This is a genomic window from Brevefilum fermentans, assembly GCF_900184705.1.
GTDB classification, from domain to species: domain Bacteria; phylum Chloroflexota; class Anaerolineae; order Anaerolineales; family Anaerolineaceae; genus Brevifilum; species Brevifilum fermentans.
Window position 1 is genome coordinate 2121541 of record NZ_LT859958.1, and the last position, 20528, is coordinate 2142068.

22 protein-coding genes are annotated in these 20528 nt (G+C 49.0%); 8 read left to right on the plus strand and 14 right to left on the minus strand.

Features of this window, described 5'->3' with window-relative positions:
* Positions 1 to 176 precede the first annotated feature (176 nt).
* From CFX1CAM_RS09225 to CFX1CAM_RS09260, 8 genes are all read right to left on the minus strand, one after another.
* Positions 177 to 650, minus strand: coding sequence for a CopD family protein (locus CFX1CAM_RS09225; protein ID WP_087862748.1), 474 nt, complete (start codon positions 648 to 650; stop codon positions 177 to 179).
* Between the two features lie 105 nt (positions 651 to 755).
* Positions 756 to 1424: a Crp/Fnr family transcriptional regulator gene (locus CFX1CAM_RS09230; RefSeq protein ID WP_087862749.1), complete on the minus strand. Its 669-nt coding sequence runs from the start codon at positions 1422 to 1424 to the stop codon at positions 756 to 758.
* Between the two features lie 52 nt (positions 1425 to 1476).
* Positions 1477 to 2235, minus strand: a complete 759-nt coding sequence (gene pgl, locus CFX1CAM_RS09235) for a 6-phosphogluconolactonase (RefSeq protein WP_087862750.1) — start codon at positions 2233 to 2235, stop codon at positions 1477 to 1479.
* 16 nt (positions 2236 to 2251) lie between these two features.
* Entirely contained in the window at positions 2252 to 3211 is a 960-nt protein-coding gene (locus CFX1CAM_RS11695; protein ID WP_087862751.1) for a DnaJ C-terminal domain-containing protein, read from the minus strand.
* Between the two features lie 168 nt (positions 3212 to 3379).
* Positions 3380 to 4087, minus strand: a complete 708-nt coding sequence (locus CFX1CAM_RS09245; protein WP_162287683.1) for a lysophospholipid acyltransferase family protein — start codon at positions 4085 to 4087, stop codon at positions 3380 to 3382.
* Positions 4088 to 4309: 222 nt separating this feature from the next.
* Positions 4310 to 5023, minus strand: a complete 714-nt coding sequence (locus CFX1CAM_RS09250) for an HAD family hydrolase (RefSeq protein ID WP_087862753.1) — start codon at positions 5021 to 5023, stop codon at positions 4310 to 4312.
* The gene (locus CFX1CAM_RS09255; RefSeq protein WP_162287684.1) at positions 5020 to 6186 is read right to left on the minus strand and encodes a hypothetical protein; all 1167 of its coding nucleotides are present in this window, start codon (positions 6184 to 6186) and stop codon (positions 5020 to 5022) included. The genes CFX1CAM_RS09250 and CFX1CAM_RS09255 overlap by 4 nt, the downstream gene beginning before the upstream one ends.
* Before the next feature lie 372 nt (positions 6187 to 6558).
* On the minus strand, positions 6559 to 7227 hold the full coding sequence (locus CFX1CAM_RS09260) for a response regulator transcription factor (protein WP_087862755.1): 669 nt from the start codon (positions 7225 to 7227) through the stop codon (positions 6559 to 6561).
* Between the two features lie 348 nt (positions 7228 to 7575).
* Here CFX1CAM_RS09260 and CFX1CAM_RS09265 point away from each other — a divergent pair, with 348 nt between their 5' ends.
* The 4 genes from CFX1CAM_RS09265 to CFX1CAM_RS09280 all read left to right on the plus strand — a co-directional run bounded on the left by CFX1CAM_RS09265 (position 7576) and on the right by CFX1CAM_RS09280 (position 11642).
* The gene (locus CFX1CAM_RS09265) at positions 7576 to 8130 is read left to right on the plus strand and encodes a bifunctional nuclease family protein (protein ID WP_197687120.1); all 555 of its coding nucleotides are present in this window, start codon (positions 7576 to 7578) and stop codon (positions 8128 to 8130) included.
* A 120-nt stretch (positions 8131 to 8250) separates the two neighbouring features.
* On the plus strand, positions 8251 to 9621 hold the full coding sequence (gene dnaB / locus CFX1CAM_RS09270) for a replicative DNA helicase (RefSeq protein WP_087862756.1): 1371 nt from the start codon (positions 8251 to 8253) through the stop codon (positions 9619 to 9621).
* 13 nt (positions 9622 to 9634) lie between these two features.
* Positions 9635 to 10327, plus strand: a complete 693-nt coding sequence (locus CFX1CAM_RS09275; protein ID WP_087862757.1) for a DnaD domain-containing protein — start codon at positions 9635 to 9637, stop codon at positions 10325 to 10327.
* The gene (locus CFX1CAM_RS09280) at positions 10257 to 11642 is read left to right on the plus strand and encodes an ATP-binding protein (protein ID WP_087862758.1); all 1386 of its coding nucleotides are present in this window, start codon (positions 10257 to 10259) and stop codon (positions 11640 to 11642) included. The genes CFX1CAM_RS09275 and CFX1CAM_RS09280 overlap by 71 nt, the downstream gene beginning before the upstream one ends.
* 81 nt (positions 11643 to 11723) lie before the next feature.
* Here CFX1CAM_RS09280 and CFX1CAM_RS09285 read toward each other — a convergent pair whose 3' ends face one another.
* Both CFX1CAM_RS09285 and CFX1CAM_RS09290 read right to left on the minus strand, forming a co-directional pair.
* Positions 11724 to 12059 carry a DMT family transporter gene (locus CFX1CAM_RS09285; RefSeq protein WP_269457052.1) on the minus strand — a complete coding sequence of 112 codons (336 nt, stop codon included), beginning with the start codon at positions 12057 to 12059 and terminating at the stop codon, positions 11724 to 11726.
* Positions 12060 to 12068: 9 nt separating this feature from the next.
* Positions 12069 to 12704 carry a DMT family transporter gene (locus CFX1CAM_RS09290; protein WP_087862760.1) on the minus strand — a complete coding sequence of 212 codons (636 nt, stop codon included), beginning with the start codon at positions 12702 to 12704 and terminating at the stop codon, positions 12069 to 12071.
* Positions 12705 to 12889: 185 nt separating this feature from the next.
* Between CFX1CAM_RS09290 and CFX1CAM_RS09295 the strand changes: the two genes are divergently transcribed.
* Genes CFX1CAM_RS09295 through CFX1CAM_RS09310 form a run of 4 tightly spaced genes read left to right on the plus strand, consistent with a single transcriptional unit; the run spans position 12890 to position 16203 of the window.
* Positions 12890 to 13192 (plus strand): metal-sensitive transcriptional regulator, encoded by a 303-nt coding sequence (locus CFX1CAM_RS09295; protein WP_087862761.1) that lies wholly within the window; start codon positions 12890 to 12892, stop codon positions 13190 to 13192.
* Positions 13189 to 13395, plus strand: a complete 207-nt coding sequence (locus tag CFX1CAM_RS09300; protein ID WP_087862762.1) for a heavy-metal-associated domain-containing protein — start codon at positions 13189 to 13191, stop codon at positions 13393 to 13395. Before CFX1CAM_RS09295 ends, CFX1CAM_RS09300 begins: the two co-directional genes overlap by 4 nt.
* A 4-nt stretch (positions 13396 to 13399) precedes the next feature.
* Positions 13400 to 15829, plus strand: coding sequence for a heavy metal translocating P-type ATPase (locus CFX1CAM_RS09305; protein WP_087862763.1), 2430 nt, complete (start codon positions 13400 to 13402; stop codon positions 15827 to 15829).
* Positions 15830 to 15864: 35 nt separating this feature from the next.
* A complete protein-coding gene (locus CFX1CAM_RS09310; protein ID WP_157891822.1) occupies positions 15865 to 16203 on the plus strand; it encodes a rhodanese-like domain-containing protein in 339 nt (112 codons plus the stop codon).
* 242 nt (positions 16204 to 16445) lie between these two features.
* On the opposite strand, the gene CFX1CAM_RS09315 is transcribed toward CFX1CAM_RS09310, so the two are convergent.
* From CFX1CAM_RS09315 to CFX1CAM_RS09330, 4 genes are all read right to left on the minus strand, one after another.
* Complete coding sequence (locus CFX1CAM_RS09315; protein WP_087862765.1) at positions 16446 to 17297, minus strand: hypothetical protein; 852 nt, start codon at positions 17295 to 17297, stop codon at positions 16446 to 16448.
* Between the two features lie 92 nt (positions 17298 to 17389).
* Positions 17390 to 17824 carry a ribonuclease HI gene (gene rnhA / locus CFX1CAM_RS09320; protein ID WP_087862766.1) on the minus strand — a complete coding sequence of 145 codons (435 nt, stop codon included), beginning with the start codon at positions 17822 to 17824 and terminating at the stop codon, positions 17390 to 17392.
* A complete protein-coding gene (locus CFX1CAM_RS09325; RefSeq protein WP_157891823.1) occupies positions 17824 to 19260 on the minus strand; it encodes an extracellular solute-binding protein in 1437 nt (478 codons plus the stop codon). The genes rnhA and CFX1CAM_RS09325 overlap by 1 nt, the downstream gene beginning before the upstream one ends.
* Before the next feature lie 8 nt (positions 19261 to 19268).
* Positions 19269 to 20492: a site-2 protease family protein gene (locus CFX1CAM_RS09330; RefSeq protein WP_087862768.1), complete on the minus strand. Its 1224-nt coding sequence runs from the start codon at positions 20490 to 20492 to the stop codon at positions 19269 to 19271.
* Positions 20493 to 20528: the final 36 nt, after the last annotated feature.

Consider the following 20528-nt stretch of genomic DNA (forward strand, 5'->3'; position numbering starts at 1 on the left):
AGCGAGGCAAAATTGTTATTATTTAACGCAAGTCATCAATAATCATGGAAAGAATATATTGATCTGTGCGTTTATACTGTCAGGTGAATGTGGGTTCCGATGACTGTAATTCACTCAATCCGATTTAAGTGGCTGGCATTGGCTTTCTATATACTGGATATCACGTGTTCTTAACCTTATCCCAGGGCTGCGCCAATTCCACTCAAAAAAATGACAACCACACCCAGAATAATGTTGATGACCAATAACAGCATATAAGTTTTTTGTTCCTGCTGGTTAAATTTCTCAATCTTACGACCCAAAATGAAGCCTCGATAGCCTCCAATAACGATCATCGTGAAGACAACCAGATGTTTGATGGATATCAATGTATGATAAGGTGTAGTAAAACTCAAAAATCCAGAAAGGCCACCAGCTTGCTTACTCAACAATAATCCGGTGATCCAAAGCACGCCAATACTGATCAAACCAACAACTCTGAGTTTGGATTGGTAAATTTTTAACAATTTATTCTTCAATTTTGGCTCGGCACCGGCATTTTTAACAACTGGCAAGAAAGCAAATCCAGTCGTCAACATCCCGCCAATCCAGAAGGCAGTAAATAGATCATGTAATGATCTGATCATCCCAAAAACCAATTGTTTTTGCATTTTTCCTCCAAAAGTTTATGATGTTTTCCAACACTATAGCATTTGAGGAACAATTATTCTTCGACATAAGTCGAACTGAAATTTGGGTTTTGTGAATGATCGAAATTAGCCTTGCGCAATCTCTTCTAATCTATTTCGATCCACGATTGTGATCTTATCTCGTTGGATCTCTATCAAGCCATCTCTGACGAATTTCTGCAGGTTACGATTAACCACATCTAACACGGTACCCAGACGAGCTGCCATTTCTGTTTGCGTGATCCACGACTGCCTGTTCCAAACATTGCCATCAGCCTGTAACAACAAGAAACGAGCAAGCCGGACATCGACCGTGTAAAAAGATAAATCTTCAATCTGTTCAAGCAAATACTGAATTCTTACCGCCAGGCTCTCAACCACTGCACGAGAGAATTTTGAGTTGGTTTCTAATAATTGCTCAACGTAACTCTGAAACAAATAGAAGACTTTGCCTTCTTCCATGGCTATGACCGAAACGGCATTATCAACTTTTGAAAACACAGCAAGTTCGTTGATTAACTCACCCGGGCCAATAAATCTCAAAGTTGTTTGTCGACCATCTGCAGCAATTTTTTCAGTTTTAAACCATCCATTAATTACAAAATACAATTTGTCTGAAGTTTTACCCTGAACATACAATATCTCACCTTTGTGAATCGTTTGAGTGCGTACGTTAGGTACGACCCGCTTAAGTTCATTTTCTGAAAGGATCTCCAAAAGGGGAAATTTAGATAAGCATTCCGGGGTGATGTTCATTTTTATATATCTTTATTAAGGAATTGCACACGAAATGCAAAGTGGAAAACAATCAATTTCTGGGTGATGTTCGTCTTATCCATTTGTCTGACAACTGGCTGGCAGCAGCCTCATCGAGCAGCCATAATAAATCACCGTCCTGTGGTGAGATCATTTGAATCGGCTTTTGTTCAGGTGCATAAGCCCCAGAAAACACTTCCGCAAGCATGTGCGCCTTAGATTCTCCGCTTACCAGCACCACGATTTGGCGGGCTGCATTGATGGCGTTTTTCGTCAGGGTCAATCGCCAGAAAGATTGTGATGGTAGTTGATGCGCAACAAACCAGCGGCAGGTTTCGTTCAACGCAAAACTGTGGGGAAACAGCGATGCGGTGTGCCCATCAGATCCCATCCCTAACAGCACCAGGTCAAATCTTGGCCAAGGACTGAGAAAAAAGGCTTTCAACCTTGTTTCATAATCAAACGCAGCTAACCCGGCATTGAGTTCTGTGCGCACACGATGAACATTCATCTCTGGTACGTCAACCTTCGAAAACAAAGCCTCCTGAACCATCCGGAAGTTCGAATCAGGGTGATCCGGTAAAACATAGCGCTCATCACCAAAGAAGAAATGAATATCATTCCATGCCAGTTTAGTTTGAATTTCTGGCTGCGCCAAACCCGCATACACCGGTTCAGGTGTGCTCCCACCAGCGAGCGCAACCGAAAACCTCCCCCTGGCTTGAATTGCCTCTTGCGCCCGGTGAACAAACTGATCGATAGCTGCTCGAGCCAAAGCTAATGGATCCGATAATACCTGGATGGATTCCATTTCTGATCACGTCCTGTCATTTCATCGATTTTTGTAAGGCTTTAAACTGTTCTTTTTGCGCATCTGTCAGGTTTTTTGGTACCAGCACATTAATTTCAGCATACAGATCCCCGCGTTGATTGGGCTTACCCAGTTTTGGCATTCCTAAACCCGTCAGCCGAAAGGTTTTTCCGGAATCGGTTTCAGGCGGGATGGTCAATTTCACAGCCTTGTCCAGGGCATTCACGGTCACCTCTCCACCCAGCAAGGCGACAAAGAAATCCACCGGCAGTACAATTCTCAGATCATCACCCTCGCGCTTAAACTTTGCGTGCGGTTTGACATTGATTTTAAGGAATAGATCGCCAGAGCCTGCCGTCCCCTCTCCGCCCTGCCCGCTGAGACGAACCCTGGAACCTGATTTCACACCGGGGGGAATTGAAGCCTCAATCCGCCGACCGCCCTCATAGGTCAGCAAACGCGTCGTCCCTCGAAATGCCTCTTCAAGCGTGATGTCCACTGTATGCTCAATATCCTGTCCGCGCTGCATGCGCTGATAAGATGCCTGCCCGGCAGGTCGCCTGGTTGACCTGGCACCCGCCATACCGCCAAACAAGGTTTCGAAAAAATCTGAAAACCCGCCCAAACCGCCACCAAACATTTGCTCAAACTCTTCCTGCGTGACGGATCGATACTGAGTTCCGCCGCGCGGGCTTTGAGCAGCCCATTGAGACCAGTCAAAGTCTTCGGCTCGACCACCCGTTTGTTTATAATGCTTCCACTGTGACCCAAATCGATCATATTTTTCACGTTTTTCAGGGTCAGAAAGCACCTGGTAGGCTTCGTTGATGTCTTTAAATTTCTCTTCCGCGTTAGGATCATCCGGGTTAACGTCCGGATGATATTCACGCGCCAGCTTTCGATAGGCTTTTTTTATGTCCTCCTGGCTGGCGTTTTTGCTGACATTTAATATTTTATAGTAATCTCGATACTGCATTTAGCATTCCTTCCAATGCCAATAATGTCATTATTTTAGGCGCATTTTATCTAAATAAGATTAGATTGCTTCGAAGTCCACCCAATATTGTCAAAGACGGATTGGAGGTACAAAAGCAGTTATGCGCCTTTTTTTAAACTCTCCGGGCAGGCTTAATGATCAAAAAACTCAGGCAAGCTCCGGGTCAAATTCGCCCCGGTAATCTTTCGGCAGCAGCGCGGCAATTTTGGTCATGATCAGTTGACCGGCAGCTTTGATCTCTTCACGGGTTGGACGCTCAGGGGTATCCGTCGGAATCGGTCCGAACACCTCCCCAATTCGCGTACACACTCGTAATCGCCGCTTTTTTTCTGTGATAGTTTTTACCAGTTTCCAATGATTGTCACTCACGGTGCCCATGGCGATAATCGGCGCGCCGGTGCGCAGTGCCATGTAGGCAGCCCCGGGCAACGCTGGCCTCAGCGGACCGGGATGAACATGCCCCTCAGGGTAGATCACCAACACACCCTTTTGCGCCAGGATGGATTCGGATGCACGCAATGCCTCAAGATTAGGGCTGCCCTGCTGGATTTTCAACGTCTGCCAGGCATTGGGAAACAACCGCGTTAAACGAGGTGCGTTAGGCATCACCAAATCCCCAATAAATTCCAGCGGCCAGGGCGTGCTGTGAATGGGCGCCACAGTATCTAAAAAATGGAAATGATTGCCCACAATCAGCAGGGGACCTTCTGTCGGAAGATTCTCTAAACCTTTGACTTCCCAATGCGTCAGCACACTGGCCAGGACATCAATCCCGGTTTTCAGGACGCTCCGAATAAAGCGCCGGCGGGGCCAGCGGTATTTCTGCTCCAGGGATGCTTGGGTTTGGTTTTTCACAATGCTCACAGGTAATCGACTCCGGATCTTTTAACGAATAATTCCAACAGATATAAAGGCATCTTCAACGGCGATTTGATACTGCCTTAAATTATATCCAATTCACAAGGGGATTGCTGGCATCCCTTTTGTGAAACGCATGGGCTTCTGGTTAACTCATTTTCAGCCTGGGCTTTTCAGTCCGCTTCAGGTAAACACCTGATCCGCTGACCCGCTTTGCGATCAAAGCGTAAACAACTCTTGAATATCGGCTGTCGACTCCACAATCAAATCCGCGCCGGCGCGTTCCAATTCTCGCCTGCTGCCGAAACCGCACAAAACTGCAATCGTTTGCGCACCGGCTGATTTCCCGGCTTTCACATCCACAATCGTGTCGCCGATCATCACACATTGAGCAGGCTCCAGCCCGATCTGCTCGGCGGCGAAAATCACCGGGTCGGGAAAGGGTTTCGTGTGGTTGCAGGTCTGGGCAGTGACAACAACGTCAAAATACTGCTGCAGTTCAAAGTGCTCCAAAAATTGATGTGTGGTGTCCTTATCCCGAGCGCTGACCACCGCCATGCGCATGCGCCCATCAAAATCGTCCAGCATATTCTTCACACCCGGGATAATCCAAAACCGATCCTGCATTGATTTCTTTTTATTGCGTTTGCGGGAAAGCCAATCGTAAATTTTCGAAAGCGGCTGGTCAAGATGAACCCGGTCGAAGAGGTGGTAAATCGTGTTGGCTGGCGTTTCCATCGCCATCACCAGAGTCCTGGCAAGGTGATGGGCACCTTGCTCTTTGTGCAGCCGTGCAATGGGCGCCAGGTACTTGCTGATCCGGTGGATCAGGCGGTCGTCCGTGTCACTGAGCGTGCCATCCACATCAAACAACAAGCCCTTCACGCGCGAAACATCAAAATGCCGGGCTAATATAATCTCGTTCTGTTTCATTTCAGCGCTTCGAAAACAACCTCAGCCAGCCCCGGATTTGGTGCAATCACCCACAATACCCGCTCCCCTTCTTGGAAAACAAGAGTGGTCTCCCCACGACCAGACCAGGTCGGCTGCCCTGCAATGGGCTGGGAATCAACCTCCCAACGCTTATCTGCGTATTTCGTCAATGCAAACTCGAATTCATCGGCATCCAGAGCCGAATCCCATACCAAATCGAGGATAAAAATGACCTCATCCGTTAATTCGTTTAGATAAATCGCATAGGCATCACCACCCCAACCCTCCGTCGCCTTTTTTGCCAGGTCGTCATTGAGTCGGTGGTCCCTGTCATACGCCTGGCTGAGGATTAAATATGTGGACCATTCTCCCATGACGTTCTGATCAATTAGCGTCCAGGTCTCTCCCAGAGTGTTTTCCAATTCTGGCAGTGTAACCTTTTTGGGCTCATCCCAAGGATAGCGCTCCGGATGAAGGATTTGCTCTGTCGACACGGGTGGGTCAAGGAATGCTGCATCAATTGAATCAAACCCATTCTTTTCAAAAAGAAACTCCACAAATGTGAAGCCGTATTCATAAGGAAACATAAGGTCCATCTGGACGTAGCTCGGAGCGTTGTCAAAAACCGGGCTTTTAAACGCTGTATAAGTTTTGAGGAAATCCAAATACTCACTTCGGGTAGCATAGGTTTGAAACCAGAGCGATTCAGTCCAGGAGGCGTCACCCTCAATCAGCGCCTGGATGGCTGCGCAGCGTTCTGAATCCAATTCACAGGCTTCATCGGTGTAATTGAGTCCTTCTTCAAATCTGAAAGTTTGATCCTGTAATACATGGGTAAACTCGTGGGCATAAGTCATTTTTTCATTGATGCCAAACACGTTTCCCCCAACCACAAAGATTTCATTAGTTTGACTGTCGTAAAAACCGCTTATTTGCTCACTGTACAGTTGATGATAAAGATTCTTCAGATCGAAATCCGCTGGCAAGAGCCCCAATAATGCCATGATGATCACATCCTGGCGGGCATCTTCATCGGTGTACTCAGCAAAAAAATCGTTCACGACCCGATCCTCAAGCGCTTCTGAGGTCATTATCACCTTGGGGACCTCTTCCAACAGTGTTAAACCTCGCAACTGGCTCACCTGATCCTCGATTTCAAGCATTGCAGCCACAGTCTTGTTCGGTAGTGAGGTTGTGTTTCCTGGTAGACATGTTCCAGAATCACATGGAAAAATCAAGTTCCCAATTTTGTCAAAATTGATGGGCCACAGCATCGAAACCACAAAGCCACTGATCATGATCAAACTGATACATAAACAGGAGATGATCAAAACGGCGGCGCAGCTGATGATGATATTTCTGCTTGAATTTGATTTCATATTTACCTTTTTATTTTTATATGTGTTATGACTTAAATAATCGCGCATAATCTGCTATCGAATCGTTTAACAACACCCAATGATAATCCATCATATATTAAATAAAAACCCCACCAGGGGCTTTCGACAAATTTTCTGTTTTTGAAAGGAAGCGGATTAAGCCTTCAAAATGTAACCAACCCCCCGCTCCGTGATAATTAGTTTTGGATTACGAGGATCTTCCTCAATCGCCTTACGCAACCAACTGATATGCACATCCAGCGTGCGGGTGTCACCGGTATATTCTGTATCCCAAATTTGGGTAAACAAAGGATCCCGTTTGACGACTTTGCCATTGTTTTTCATCAACACCTGTAGAATTTTCACCAACCGGGGTGTGATTTTTGTTTGGCGATCGTTGCAGGTGACAAACTGGGTATGGGTATTCAGCTCAATGGGTCCCGCCCGTAAGATATGCTTTTCATCTGAGGGATGATAAACCTGCAGACGGTTGATTAATTTTTGAACAGTAAAAGGGAGCCGCAATACCAGGTTTGCATCGATGTTCGCAGGAGTTGCTGCATCCTTTTCGATGATCAGGATGATTGGCAAGTCACTATTAGAAATCCTGAAGGATTTGCAGATACGGATACCGTTGGTTCTCATTGAAGCAGCATCAACAACAACGGCATGCGGTTGAAGGTCTTCCATCACGTCAAGGCCCGCTCTCCCGCTCGATGCTTTTTGAACCTGGTATCCTTTACGACGCAATTCTTCACTGAAGGAAATATAATCACCCCTGCTGCCTTCTATGACCAAAATCACAACGCCTTGATTATCCGACAAAATCCTGTCCTTCCCAAGTGGCTGTAAAAATGTATCGGAGCACCATCAATCTGTTTCCTGATTTACAATTTTCATTATATCAATAAACATAAACAAAATGGTTCGCTTCAGGTTCTTTCAATCCGGGTTCCAAATCTCATGAATAGATCGATTATATGAGAGAACCTCTTTGACCTGTAATTCATCAACTTTTTCTAACAAAAATGTTAAAATTATCCTCGATTGTTGCTTATTTTCGATTATACTCGAAAACCTTAACAAGTCGAATAGTTCTAATCCTGATTTGGTTGATTCTTGTTGTCGCCCGTGTTAGAATTAATTTCATCTCGGTAACTGCAGGAGAATCCCATGCCAAAAATGATTGAGGTAGAGATCGACAGTGTTCGCGTCAGCCTGACCAATCAACAACGCATTGTCATCTTGAAACAAGTTGACAAAGAACGCTATCTGCCGATTTGGATTGGCCTTTACGAAGCGGAGGCAATTACCATTGCTTTACAAGACATCCAGATCGCCAGGCCTCAAACCCACGATTTACTCAAAACCTTAATCCAATCCCTCAACGGCAGGCTGATCCAGGTAGAGGTTAGTTCGCTCTCGGATGATGTATTCTACGGCAACCTGGTCATCGAGATCGACGGCAAACGCAAGTTTGTCGATTGTCGCCCCTCAGACGCGCTGGCATTAGCCGTGCGCATGAATGCACCCATCCTGGTAGCGGAAGATGTCATGGCACAGGCCAGCATCATTCCAGAAGAGGATATCTCTGATCAGGATGCTGCTGAGTTAGAAACCCGGGCCAGTGCAGAAATCGAGACCGGTAACCTGGACATCTTTGACGATTTTCTAAAGAATATCGACCTGGATGATTTCAGATCAGATGATGAGGAAGACGAACCTTAACCCGGACGGTTGCAGTTTGCTATTATCACCGGGAGATGTCAGCAGGCGCTGAACCCCGGTTTTTTACACCATGGGGACTAACACCAGCCCGACTTAGTGAAAAGCATTGGAATACCTCTCATGAACGATGATTATAATTTCAACGACGATAGCTTGTCCCAGCCACTGACCCAGCCCAGCAACCGTGAAGCTGAAGAAGCACTTATCGGGGCAGTGTTGATCAATCCCGATGTTTATCTGGAGGTTGCTCAGTTTCTTTCTGCCGATGATTTTTTCCTTGAGCGAAACCGCTGGATTTGGGAGACTTTTAAATCCCTGAGTGAATCCCGACAACCGATTGACATGGTAACCGTCCCTGAAATGCTGATCAACAGAAAACAGCTTGATGAAATTGGCGGTGAGGGATATTTGATCTCATTAATTCACAAATCGCCCAATGCCTATCACGCTGAATCCTATGGGCGTATCATTGAGCAAAACGCCATTCGACGCCGCATGCTTCAAGCCGCAAACGAGATCGCCCGGTTAGTATACAGTCAGAATCAACCGGTTGAAGTTCTCATCGACGAAGCGGAAAAGGCAATCTTTAATGTCAGTGAACGCCGCATCAAACGCGATCTTGTTCGCATCAGCGATGTCGCTCACGAGTATTACGACAGGATTGATGAGGTGGCAAAAAGGCCGGATGATATTATGGGCGTGCCAACCGGTTTAATCGATATCGATAACCTGTTGGGAGGCTTGCAAAAATCTGACCTTCTGATCGTTGCCGGTCGACCGGGTACGGGGAAGACCGGCTTTTTACTCGGCACCTTGCGCAATGCTGGCTTGGTGCACAAGAAACATGTCGCCATGTTTTCAATGGAAATGTCCAGCGAACAACTGCTTCAGCGCCTGATCGCCATGGACACTCGCATTGATTTTCAGCGCCTGCGTTCTGGCAAGCTGAATGCGGACGAGTGGGATATTTTTTACCAGGCTCTTGAACCCTACGACCGAGCGATGATTTTCCTGGATGATACCCCTGCCATCACCCCCCTGGCGCTACGCACGAAATGCCGGCGATTACATTCTGAGTTTGGCCTTGACCTGGTGATCGTTGACTACATCCAGCTCATGAGTGGAGATACCCGTACCGATAACCGCGTCCAGGAAGTTTCAAATATCTCCAGGAACCTCAAGGTGCTGGCCAGAGAATTAAATGTCCCCGTTCTTACGGCTGCCCAGCTCTCCCGTGCAATTGAACATCGACCCGACAGAAAGCCCCAGCTTTCAGACCTGCGTGAGTCCGGCTCGCTGGAACAGGATGCGGACATCGTCATGTTTATCGACCGGGATCCAATCAGCGAAGATTTGAGCAAGAAAAACGAAGCCCGCATGATCATTGCCAAACATCGCAATGGTCCCACACATCCGGGCATCGGGCTGGTGTTTATTGAAGAATTAGCAAAGTTTGAAAACGCTGCCCGCGGACCTGATCGTGGATATTGAAAGCGGTTGATCGATGTCACAACACCCAGTCCCACGATTCAACGGTTTTCCCGAGAACGACCCGGCGTTCACACAGATTCCAGAGGCGTTCTTTACGCAACTGCTTGAACAGATCAACGACCTGGATCAATTGCGTTTGCTGCTGTACCTTTTCTGGCAATCGGGACAGTACCACGATCAGGTGCATTATTGGAGATGGGGGGATCTGCTCGCTGACCCCGCCCTGCTGAACATGCTGGGAAGTGAAAATCGTCTTCAACTTGCTCTGCAGGAATTAATGGCGCAGGACGTGGTCATCCGGGCTGAAATTGAATACCTGGCTGAAACATATTACTTCCTCAATACACCTCAGGGACGAGCAGCCGTCGTGGCTATCGAAACGGGTGAATGGCACACCCCTCAACAGGATCGCCAACCGGCACATCTTCCGGACCCGACCCCAAACATTTTTCAGTTGTATGAAGAAAACATCGGCGTGATCACCCCCCTGATGTCGGAAATTCTCAAAGAAGACGAAAGAACCTACCCGGCGCCCTGGATTAGAGAAGCCATCCAAATTGCCGTTACCCGCAATGTGCGCACCTGGAATTATGTCCAGGCGATTTTAAAACGCTGGCACAAGGAAGGACACAAAAATGACCAAAAACGAAAAGACGATTCGCAAGATCCGGAAAGATATCGAAAAAGCTGGCTCAAAAACGAATGATGAGCAGGAGAACCCGGGTGGTGCTCGCCAGGTAAAGTTTCCCGGCAAGCCGGATTGCCCAATTTGTAAGGGTATTGGCTATTTACGGCGCGATCTTCCGGTTGGACACCCAGATTTTGGTAAAATTGAGCCCTGCCCCTGCCGTGCAGACGAAATCACCCAGTCGGCAAAATCACGTTTATTTCGCATGAGCAGCCTTGATGCTCTGATCAATCTTCGTTTTGACAATTTTGAAAAGCGCGGTCATCTTGGCATGGCAAAACACCAGGCCGATTCTCTTGAAAACGCCTTTAACCAGGCTTTAAACTTTGCCAATAACCGCCAGGGCTGGTTATTGATATTGGGTCGTTATGGCTGCGGTAAGACACATCTCGCTGCTTCCATTGCCAACCACGCCATCGAAGCGGGCGTTTCGACCCTGTTCATTACGGTACCCGACCTGCTCGATTGGCTGCGCTATGCCTATACCGGCAGTGAGTTGAGCTTTGAAGAACGTTTTGAAGAAATTCGCGAAATCCCCCTGTTAATTTTGGATGACTTTGGCACCCAAAACGCCACCAACTGGGCACAGGAGAAGATCTTCCAAATCATCAATCACCGCTATGTCAACCAGTTGCCCACCGTGGTCACCAGCAACCTCCCGACCAATGACTTTGAAGGACGCATCCGTTCCCGCATACAGGACCCAAACCTGGTGACCGTGGTCAAAATCCTGGCGCCGGATTATAGAAACCCCGTCGATGATATCGGGCATCCCGAGCTTTCAACCCTGAGTTTGCACAGCCGGCAAACCTTTGGCAGCTTCAGCCTGCGTCAAAATGAAAAATTACCCGCACAGGACCTGAAGGATTTGAAACACGCCTTTGAAGTCGCCCGGCAGTATGCAGAACATCCCCATGGCTGGCTGGTGCTGACCGGACCCTACGGTTGTGGCAAGACCCATCTGGCTGCAGCGATTGGTAATTACCAGACTGGGCTGGGCTTCCCGCCCCTGATGGTGAGTGTTCCCGACCTGTTGGATCACCTGCGGGCAACCTTCAGTCCTACCAGCCCGGTTTCTTTGGACCGGCGCTTTGAAGAAGTGCGCACAACCCGTCTGCTGATTCTCGATGATCTGGGCACCCAATCTGCCACCCCCTGGGCGCGTGAAAAAATTTACCAGTTGTTTAACTACCGCTACAATGCTGAACTGCCCACCGTCATCACCACCGCCAACACCGAAGAAGAGTTGGACCCCCGCCTGTATAGTCGCATGCAGGATGAACGTCTTTGCAAAGTGGTTGTGATTCCTGTGCCAGCATATCGCGGGAAGTGATTTTTCGTCATCACCCTGCAGCCATTGAAAGCCAGCCCTGATCGGCGCTGAAGCTATCCTCACCAGGACTAACACCAGCTATCAATGTTTGTTTGGATAGCTCATCGATTCCTTTGAAGCACACGCCTCTGAGAGGCTTTGCTCCTTGCGGGTGTGATATATTCCATCCGGGGCAAACCTTTTGAGTGGAACCCGGTCAGGACTGCGGTTCAATAGAATCACCGCCAGGATCACCAACCCGCCCCCAATCCATTGTTGAAAGGTCAATTTTTCCTTAAAAACCAGCATTCCCAGCAAGATGTTCACGACGGGCTGACCGGCGATGATACTCGCCCCGCGTGCGGCCGTTAACAAGCTCAACCCGTAATTCATAGCCAAAATTGGAATCAGGGTGCCAAATATTGAAAGAGAACCCAGAAGCGCCCATCACTGGGGCGTCGTTGGAGCGCTGATGCCTAAAACCGGGATCAAAATACAACCGGACAGCATAGCGCCAGTAAACACGACAGCGGTTCCAGCCAGCTTATCATCAACGTTTGCAAATACTTTTTCACTGAGGATCATATAGGTTGCTACAGCACCGGCATTCACTACAGTGATTAAAACTCCAATTGGGTCAACCACAAAGGTGGAACTGAAATCAATTGAAGCCAGCAACATACCCACCATCGACAGCGGAAGTCCGAGCCAAACCAGGCGCGGCACCGCCGAACCCCTTATCATCGAATACAGGATCACCAGTGATGGATAAATAAAAAAGATGATGATATAGATTGAGGATGGAAGCCGCTGGACAGCAAATATCGCAGAAAAGTTCGATGCGGCATAAACACAACCCAAAACCAAGAACCGCCATGGGCGTTTGAGCGCCTTGCCTATAGGTTTTTTCCTGAAGAGCAGAATCAGCCACAACACCGGTGCAGCGATGGTGAAACGCCAGATTGCAACATGCCGCGCTAGCAAATGGGTATGCATAGGAATTAATTTCATGAAAATAACAGCAATTGCCAGCCCTAAAGCGGCAATCAGCATGGCAATAACACCAATCAGCTTTTTATTCATCGACCAATCTCCAAATTAATAACAGCTTTCATTATACTGATAACTTGTTAAGAAATTAGTTCCGAAGTTCTGATTTTTCTCAGGCAGAAAATTAACAAATTTCTTATTTGACGAAATAAGCCGAATACGGTACTCTTTGTATAAGAATACCCCTCCCCCCTGGGGGGGGGATGGAGAAGAGGCTTATGGCACACGATCACAGCGAGAACATCCAGCGCTTAAAAATTATCGAAGGTCACATTCGCGGCATTCAGCGGATGCTGGAAAATGATCAGTACTGCATCGACATCATTCGTCAGATCCAGGCTGTTGGCGCCGCACTGAATAAAGTCAGCGTCAGCTTGCTCGACGGACACCTTAACACCTGTCTGCTGAATGCCATCCACAGTGATGACCCCGTGGAACAGAAACGCGTGCTGAGCGAAATCACCGAAGTATTTGAAACATCCAACAAAATCAAACCATCAAAAGGAGCATCATTAAAATGAAATCCGTAACCTATTTAGCCCCAAATATTTCCTGCAAACACTGCACCCACACCATTGCCATGGAATTGATGGCGATTGAAGGCGTTTCCAAAGTGGATGCCGATGTACAAACCCGGCTTGTCACAATCACCTTTGACGACCCGGCGACTGAACAGCAGCTCAAAGCCACCCTGGCTGAGATCAACTATCCCGTTGCCGAGTAAAACCATGTCTGATCAAAAACATCTTACCCTGCCCATCCTGGGAATGACCTGCGCCAACTGCGTGGCTACAGTTGAACGCAACTTGAAAAGGGTTGATGGAGTTGAAGCAGCCAATGTCAACCTGGCTTCTGAGCGCGCCGCAGTCACCTACGATCCGGACAAAGCCAATCTGGACGATTTCATCAAACGTGTTCAGGGCGCTGGCTATCAAGTTGCTATCGGTGAAGCTTCGTTGGGAATCAAAAATCTCACTGATGCTTCCGACGTTTTACGCCTGGATAAAGTCCTCAACGCTCAGGAAGGTGTTATCGAAGCACAGGTTAGCCTGGCCACCGAAAGAGCGTTGATAAAATATGTCCCGACAGTGATCAGCCAGAACGAGTTACGGCAGTTGATCAGATCATCGGGTTTTGACCTGCTGGAAACCGATCGCCCACTGGAAGACGCAGAAGCCAGTGCACGCAAACAAGACATCGCCCAGCAAAAGCGTTTGCTGTGGATTGGTCTGATCTTCACGGTGCCTCTGTTTATCCTCTCGATGAGCCGCGATTTCGGGCTATTACCCATGTCTTTCGCCCATGCCCCATGGATGAATTACCTCTTCTGGGCTTTAGCGACTCCGGTTCAATTCTATGTGGGTTGGCAATATTTTGCCAACGGCTTTAAATCACTGCGCAATGGCTCAGCCAACATGGACGTCCTGGTGGCTTTGGGCTCATCAACAGCTTACTTCTATTCCATTTTCATTACCCTCGGCTTCATCCCCGGCCACGTGTTTTTTGAAACATCCGCTGTGATCATCACTCTGGTGAAATTGGGTAAGTTCCTGGAAGCGAAAGCCAAAGGCGGCGCCAGCGACGCGATCCGCAAGTTGATGGACCTGCGTCCGCGCACAGCCTACGTGGTGCGCGACGGCATCGAGGTGGAAGTGAACATCGACGAGGTGGTCGTCGGCGACCTGGTGCTGGTTCATCCCGGCGAACAGATCCCGGTTGACGGCGTGGTTGTCGATGGGCGCTCCAGCGTCGATGAATCGATGCTGACTGGCGAATCCCTCCCTGTGGAAAAAACGCCTGGCGAGCCATTAATCGGCGGCACGATTAATAAAATGGGATTATTAAAATTTGAAGCCACAAAAGTCGGCAAAGAGACGGTATTAGCACAGATTATCAAACTGGTTGAAGAAGCCCAATCCAGCAAAGCGCCAATCCAGAACCTGGCGGATAAGATCTCTGCCATTTTTGTACCGGCTGTCATCGTTATTGCTGCAATCACTTTTTTGATATGGTATTTTCTCATTCCGCTCAGCCCGGGTACAGATGTGAGCCTGTTCACCCGCGCGTTGATCAACACAGTAGCCGTGCTGGTCATTGCTTGTCCGTGCGCCATGGGCTTGGCGACACCTACCGCGGTCATGGTGGGCACGGGTAAGGGCGCTGAGATGGGCATCCTGATCAAGAAAAGCGAAAGTCTTGAGCGCGCCGGGCAAATCACCACCGTGGTCCTTGATAAAACCGGCACCATCACCCGCGGTCAACCTGCAGTCACCCGGGTGATTCTAATTGAATTTGCTGGCAGCGAAGATGACATGCTTCGGCTGGTTGCTTCTGTTGAAAAAAGAAGCGAACACCCATTGGGTGAAGCCATCACGGCAGAAGCCAATGCCAGGGGACTGACGCTCAGTGAACCCTTAGGTTTTTCTGCAGTCGCCGGGCACGGCGTGCAAGCAGAAGTTGACGGGCGTCAGGTCCTTGTTGGCAACCGCCGCCTGATGAGAAACCAGGCTATCGAGATCGAAAGCGCCGAAGATGATATCCGCGAACTTGAGGAGGACGGAAATACTGCCCTACTCGTCTCTCTCGATGGGCGCTTGTCGGCTGTGATTGGCGTTGCAGACACGATTAAGGAGGGGTCTCAAGCAGCCATTGACACACTGCATGCGATGGGCTTGCAGGTTGCTATGGTCACCGGCGACAATCTCCGCACAGCCCATGCCATTGCTCGACAGCTCAACATCGATACCGTACTGGCTGAGGTCTTGCCTGGCGATAAAGCGGCTGAGATTAAAAAGCTCCAGGCAGAAGGCCATACGGTTGCCATGGTTGGCGACGGCATTAACGACGCACCCGCATTGGCTCAGGCAGATATTGGCATCGCCATCGGCACTGGCACCGATATTGCCATGGCTTCCGCCCCGGTTGTGCTGATCAGCGGTGATCTGCGCGCAGTGCCCAAAACCATTGCCCTGTCGCGAAAGACGCTCAAAACGATCAAGCAGAACTTGTTCTGGGCTTTCTTTTATAACATCATCCTGATTCCCGCGGCAGCAGCTGGTTGGCTCAATCCTATGCTGGCAGCGGGCGCCATGTCTTTTAGCAGCATTTTTGTGGTCACCAACAGCCTGCGGTTGAAGCGCTTTCGCTTTGACGCCTGAACCCATCTGCTCATCAAAAAACCAAAGGACGCGCATTGTATAGAAAAAGAAAAAATTACACGTTCTTCCCATTAATCCTCTTGGGGATAGTGCTGGTCGTAACCGTCGGGCTGGCATTTCTGGCGCGAAAAATACGCCAGGACAAGATCGCCAATCCAGGCGAGTACAGCACGCAGGACCAGATCCCACGAGTGACCGTCGCTGAAGCCAATCAAGCTGCCCAAAATGGCGTTGCCGTAATCGTCGATACCCGGGCAGCATCACAATTCAATTTACAGCACATCAGCGGCGCAATTAATATCCCGTTGGATGAGGTTGAAGCCCGGATCAACGAGCTGGACCCGGACACCTGGTACCTGACCTACTGCACCTGACCGGCTGAAAACACGAGCGCCCGTGCGGCACTCATCATGCACCAAAATGGTGTTTCCAGGGTCAATCCAATTCTCGGCGGTTTTGACGCCTGGCTGGACGCGGGTCTACCCGTGACTCCTTGAATCTTGATAACGAATTCCAAATCTGCAGTTCACCAAGAGCTCGATTTCCGTAACAAAACAAAAAAGAGGCTGTCTTTTTCAGACAGCCTCTGTGTTTCATCGCCAACGCTCTGTTGGGCTTACGGTTCGTCAATGGCAAAATAATCCACTTCGACAAGAATAGGAAGCACATTAAAGGATGACACCCCGAAACCAACCTGGCCATCGCGCAGATTATACTTACGATCCGTGAATTCTTTTTCCAAAACTCCGTTGATATACAAAGCAAGCTGATTGCCCCGACAAACTGCGGTGTAAACGTTCACATCCCTGCCCGTGCGGACGTTTTTAGAACCGCCGCTGGTCAAAGTAAAATAACCACCGTCAAGTTCGGAATAAATTAATATGTCATACAGCCCACCATTGGAAATATTAAACTCATACCAGCCAAATCGATCACTGTAATTACACACCAGGCTGACGTTGTTGGTGTTCTTACCCAGGTTTTCAGCATAAACCTCAATGATCACATCAGAATAATAAAATTCTTCATACAAAACATACACATATTGATTTCTACCTCGAAGATCAAAAACCAGGCGACCATTATCAGTGTACAGGTCCATTTCGCTTTCATCGCCGCTCATTAAAAAGTAAGAATAGCTCGAAAGATCGCCATCAAATTCTTCGACATAAAAAGCCTGTGCTTCGGTATACTCGAATTCATATTCTTCTTCTGTTGCCACGGGTTCTTCAACTTGAGGTGGGGCTGGTTGCGTCGGCGCGATCTGGCGGCTGGGGGGATTTGTTGCTATCGGGGTCACGACTTCTTCGATAATCTCTTCCTCAGTTGGTTCTTGTACAATTTCTGTCGGTGGTATTGGCTCTGCAGTAGCGGTTGGATCAGGCGGCGTTGAAGTACTGCAAGCAAGACTCACCACGATAAAAAAGCTGATAAATAAGAAAATGATTTTAAAAATTTTGTGGTTCATGGGATCTCCTTTTAGACAAATTATAACCAATGCGGTGGTTAAATACAATAAAGTCCATCCCTTGACCGAGGAGATCGGACCGCTGCTGTAGTTTATTCTGGGATTGCCCTGCGAGCCAGGCGGTCAACCCGTTCATTGAAACTATTTCCTGCATGCCCACGCACCCAACGCCAGTGGATCTCGTGGCTTCCAATTTCCTCGTCCAAAGCCCTCCACAGATCAACATTGGCCAGTGCTCCGCCCTTACGCTTCCAGTTGCGTTGTTTCCAATTCGGTAGCCATTCGGTAATCCCCTTTTTAAGGTATTCAGAATCGGTATACAGGGTGACCTGGCAGGGTTCTTTAAGCGCACGCAAAGCTTCAATAGCTGCTTGCAGTTCCATCCGGTTATTGGTGGTGTTCTTAGCCCCGCCGGAAAGTTCCTTTTCATGACTTCCATGCCGTATAAGCGCTCCCCAACCGCCAGGTCCCGGATTTCCCTGGCAGGCGCCATCGGTATAGATGGTCACCTTAGGTTTTTCAGCCATTATCGTGATGCACCCACAAACTCAATGATCTTTTCGTCCAGTTGTTCCAGGTAGGGGGTGACATTTCCGCTTTCATCCTGCAAAATCCGATTGGCGGCATCCTGCAACAGCCATTGCGCAATCTCCCACTCTTTGGAAGCGGGCAGAGCCCTGGCAGATTCCATCAACGCCGCCCCCTGCGCCCATTGGGGGTATTCCTCTGCGAAATCGGCCAGAAATTTCATCGCAGATCCCCGTACCGGCAGGGTGAACAAACTTTCCACAAGCTGGGCTTGTATCTCAGGCTCGAGCAAATGCTTGACAAATAACCAGGTCGCCAATTCTTCTTCCGGGGTGCTTGCTGTGATCATCAACCCCGGACCTTCAACCAGGATAAGTTCTCCTTCAGGACCTGGGAATCCGATCACCTCCCATTCATCGTCGTTGCCAGCAGTATTCATCCAGGCGGTTTGTGTCGCAATCTGGTCTAACTGCCCGGCATACATTAATGCCAATCGTTTAGCAAAATACGCCTGGTGATCGGGTTCCAAAGCAAACCAAATACATCCCTGGCTTTTAATATCCCAGAGATAACCAAAACTTTCCTTTCCAGCCTGGTTATTGAACAGGGGGATTTCATCTTCAGGCAACACCCCGCCAAAAGCATAATACCAGCCAGCCAGCACCCTGGGGTCAAGGTTGATCGCCCAGCCACCGGTACCGCCGACCTTGTCATCGTCCTGCCAGTTTGCAAAGGTCGCATCGCAATTCTGCTTCGTAAAAGCATCCAAATCCCCGGGCGCTCCTGAAAAACCCAAATCCATTGCCCAGGTGCGGTTATAAAATAACACCGTTGCTTGAGGTACAAAGGGCATGGCGATGATCTGCCCGTCTATTTCGAAGGGTTCCAGGAATAGCGTCAGGATATCTTCACGCTCTGCTAAATTGAACCCCCACTCGGGATCGTTGAAATAAAAGCCTAAATCCACCAGGAATCCATCTCCATCCAGGCTGGAACGTAAATATACTGAGGCAGCAATCACATCGGGGAGATCATCACCAACCTCCATTTGCATGATGGACTCCATCAGGGCGGTCTCACCACTGTAGGGATCAACCTCCACCTTGATGCCCCAGGGATTAGACCGTGAAAACTCCTCGGCTATTGACTCCAAGGTGTCTGCAGCTTGGCCGACCCAGGGATGAGCAAAGCGGACCAGCGTTCCCTGCAAGTCCTTCGGACCAACTCCCACAGTGACAACGCTTTGCGTCGCTGTGACCGTAGCCGTAGGGGGGGTCGCGGTAGCTGTGCGCGTAGGCGTTCTGGCCTGGGTTGCAGTGAAAGTCGGCTCAGCGACCTCAGGAACAACTTCAGGCGTACAGCTCGCGATGGCTAAAAGCGCAACGAAAAGGATGAGCATTCCGCGCATACCTGAGAATAAAAATTTTCTTTGCATCGACTTCCTCATTGGACAATGACCAGGGGCACCGGGCTGAAGATCAACAGAAATATCACCAGGGCGATTATACCCAGAATTTTGTGCTTTCGGTCAATTGGCGTGATCTGATCCAGGGGTTCAGCATAACGCCTCCCAAAGAAAAAGATCAACGCTGCCCACAACCACCATCCCTGCCAGGCAAATCCCAACACAAACAAACCTCCCAGGACGAAAGGAAAGACCTTTTGAGAGCGTTCCTTTCCCAGCAACATTGAAAGGATGTGACCCCCATCCAATTGCCCAACCGGGATCAAATTCAACGCGGTGACGAATAAACCCGCCCATCCCGCCCAGGCGACCGGGTGAATTTGAACATCAATCCCACCTAAAGGCAGCGGCTGCCCGGTGAAGAAATATCGCAACCAGTAAAAAATCGGCGCTGTCCCTCCGTAGCTGGCGGGCTGTGGGAACAGTTTGCCAAAGGTGATGTACTTCGCCAGCAGGTAAAGCACAGAATTCCCCTCCAGAAGCTGAACCGTGCCCGGCGCTATCTCAGCAGCAATCGGTCCAACAGTCGAAAGATGGAGGCCGATCGCCAATACCGGAAGGGTGATCAGCAGCCCGGCCAGCGGACCGGCGATGCCAATTTCAAGCATGTGCTTTTTGTTTTTTGGCACCTCTTTCATGCTGATAAACGCGCCCATGGTGCCAAAATAACTGAAGGGAAACGGAATAAAATAAGGCAGCGTAACCTTAACCCCGCGTGCGCGACCCGCAAGGTAGTGTCCAAACTCATGCGCCAGCAAAATTCCCAGTAAGCTGACCGTAAACGGCCAGCCTTGCAGGATAAACCTCACGATGCCCTCCAATGAATTGAGCATCTGTGTGCTGGCTTCTGTAGCGCTGAATTGAGCGCCCGTAAATAACACGCTGATCAACGTCAGCACAAACAGCACGATATTCACCCAAATCGGACCCATCTTCACTTTGGGTCGTTGACGGGTGATTAAAATCACCTGCCCATCCTCTTCTTCGCGGAACAAGGGCAAGAAACCCAGCGGTGTCAATGTATCGGCAAGCTCATTGTAGGCAGTTTCGCTATCTGCTGTGGACAGGTGCCCGACATAACGCACATGGAACCCGTGACGAGGCCCGCCAGTGACCACACTCTGGATGTCAAAATATTTACTGACCAAATGGGTGATCGACCGCGTATCTACCGACAGTGCATCCAACAATTGATTTTGCATTGTTTTTCCGATCTCTGTTTATTCCAGGTCGTTATG

Bases quoted from the DNA above. Each gene is read 5' to 3' on its own strand.
- CFX1CAM_RS09255 (WP_162287684.1), bottom strand. From the start codon at position 6,186: ATGCTTGAAATCGAGGATCAGGTGAGCCAGTTGCGAGGTTTAACACTG.
- CFX1CAM_RS11695 (WP_087862751.1), bottom strand. From the start codon at position 3,211: ATGCAGTATCGAGATTACTATAAAATATTAAATGTCAGCAAAAACGCC.
- CFX1CAM_RS09250 (WP_087862753.1), bottom strand. From the start codon at position 5,023: ATGAAACAGAACGAGATTATATTAGCCCGGCATTTTGATGTTTCGCGC.
- dnaB (WP_087862756.1), top strand. From the start codon at position 8,251: ATGAACGATGATTATAATTTCAACGACGATAGCTTGTCCCAGCCACTG.
- CFX1CAM_RS09325 (WP_157891823.1), bottom strand. From the start codon at position 19,260: ATGCAAAGAAAATTTTTATTCTCAGGTATGCGCGGAATGCTCATCCTT.
- CFX1CAM_RS09230 (WP_087862749.1), bottom strand. From the start codon at position 1,424: ATGAACATCACCCCGGAATGCTTATCTAAATTTCCCCTTTTGGAGATC.
- rnhA (WP_087862766.1), bottom strand. From the start codon at position 17,824: ATGGCTGAAAAACCTAAGGTGACCATCTATACCGATGGCGCCTGCCAG.
- CFX1CAM_RS09275 (WP_087862757.1), top strand. From the start codon at position 9,635: ATGTCACAACACCCAGTCCCACGATTCAACGGTTTTCCCGAGAACGAC.
- CFX1CAM_RS09315 (WP_087862765.1), bottom strand. From the start codon at position 17,297: ATGAACCACAAAATTTTTAAAATCATTTTCTTATTTATCAGCTTTTTT.
- CFX1CAM_RS09225 (WP_087862748.1), bottom strand. From the start codon at position 650: ATGCAAAAACAATTGGTTTTTGGGATGATCAGATCATTACATGATCTA.
- pgl (WP_087862750.1), bottom strand. From the start codon at position 2,235: ATGGAATCCATCCAGGTATTATCGGATCCATTAGCTTTGGCTCGAGCA.
- CFX1CAM_RS09290 (WP_087862760.1), bottom strand. From the start codon at position 12,704: ATGAATAAAAAGCTGATTGGTGTTATTGCCATGCTGATTGCCGCTTTA.
- CFX1CAM_RS09265 (WP_197687120.1), top strand. From the start codon at position 7,576: ATGCCAAAAATGATTGAGGTAGAGATCGACAGTGTTCGCGTCAGCCTG.
- CFX1CAM_RS09280 (WP_087862758.1), top strand. From the start codon at position 10,257: ATGACCAAAAACGAAAAGACGATTCGCAAGATCCGGAAAGATATCGAA.
- CFX1CAM_RS09295 (WP_087862761.1), top strand. From the start codon at position 12,890: ATGGCACACGATCACAGCGAGAACATCCAGCGCTTAAAAATTATCGAA.
- CFX1CAM_RS09300 (WP_087862762.1), top strand. From the start codon at position 13,189: ATGAAATCCGTAACCTATTTAGCCCCAAATATTTCCTGCAAACACTGC.
- CFX1CAM_RS09305 (WP_087862763.1), top strand. From the start codon at position 13,400: ATGTCTGATCAAAAACATCTTACCCTGCCCATCCTGGGAATGACCTGC.
- CFX1CAM_RS09330 (WP_087862768.1), bottom strand. From the start codon at position 20,492: ATGCAAAATCAATTGTTGGATGCACTGTCGGTAGATACGCGGTCGATC.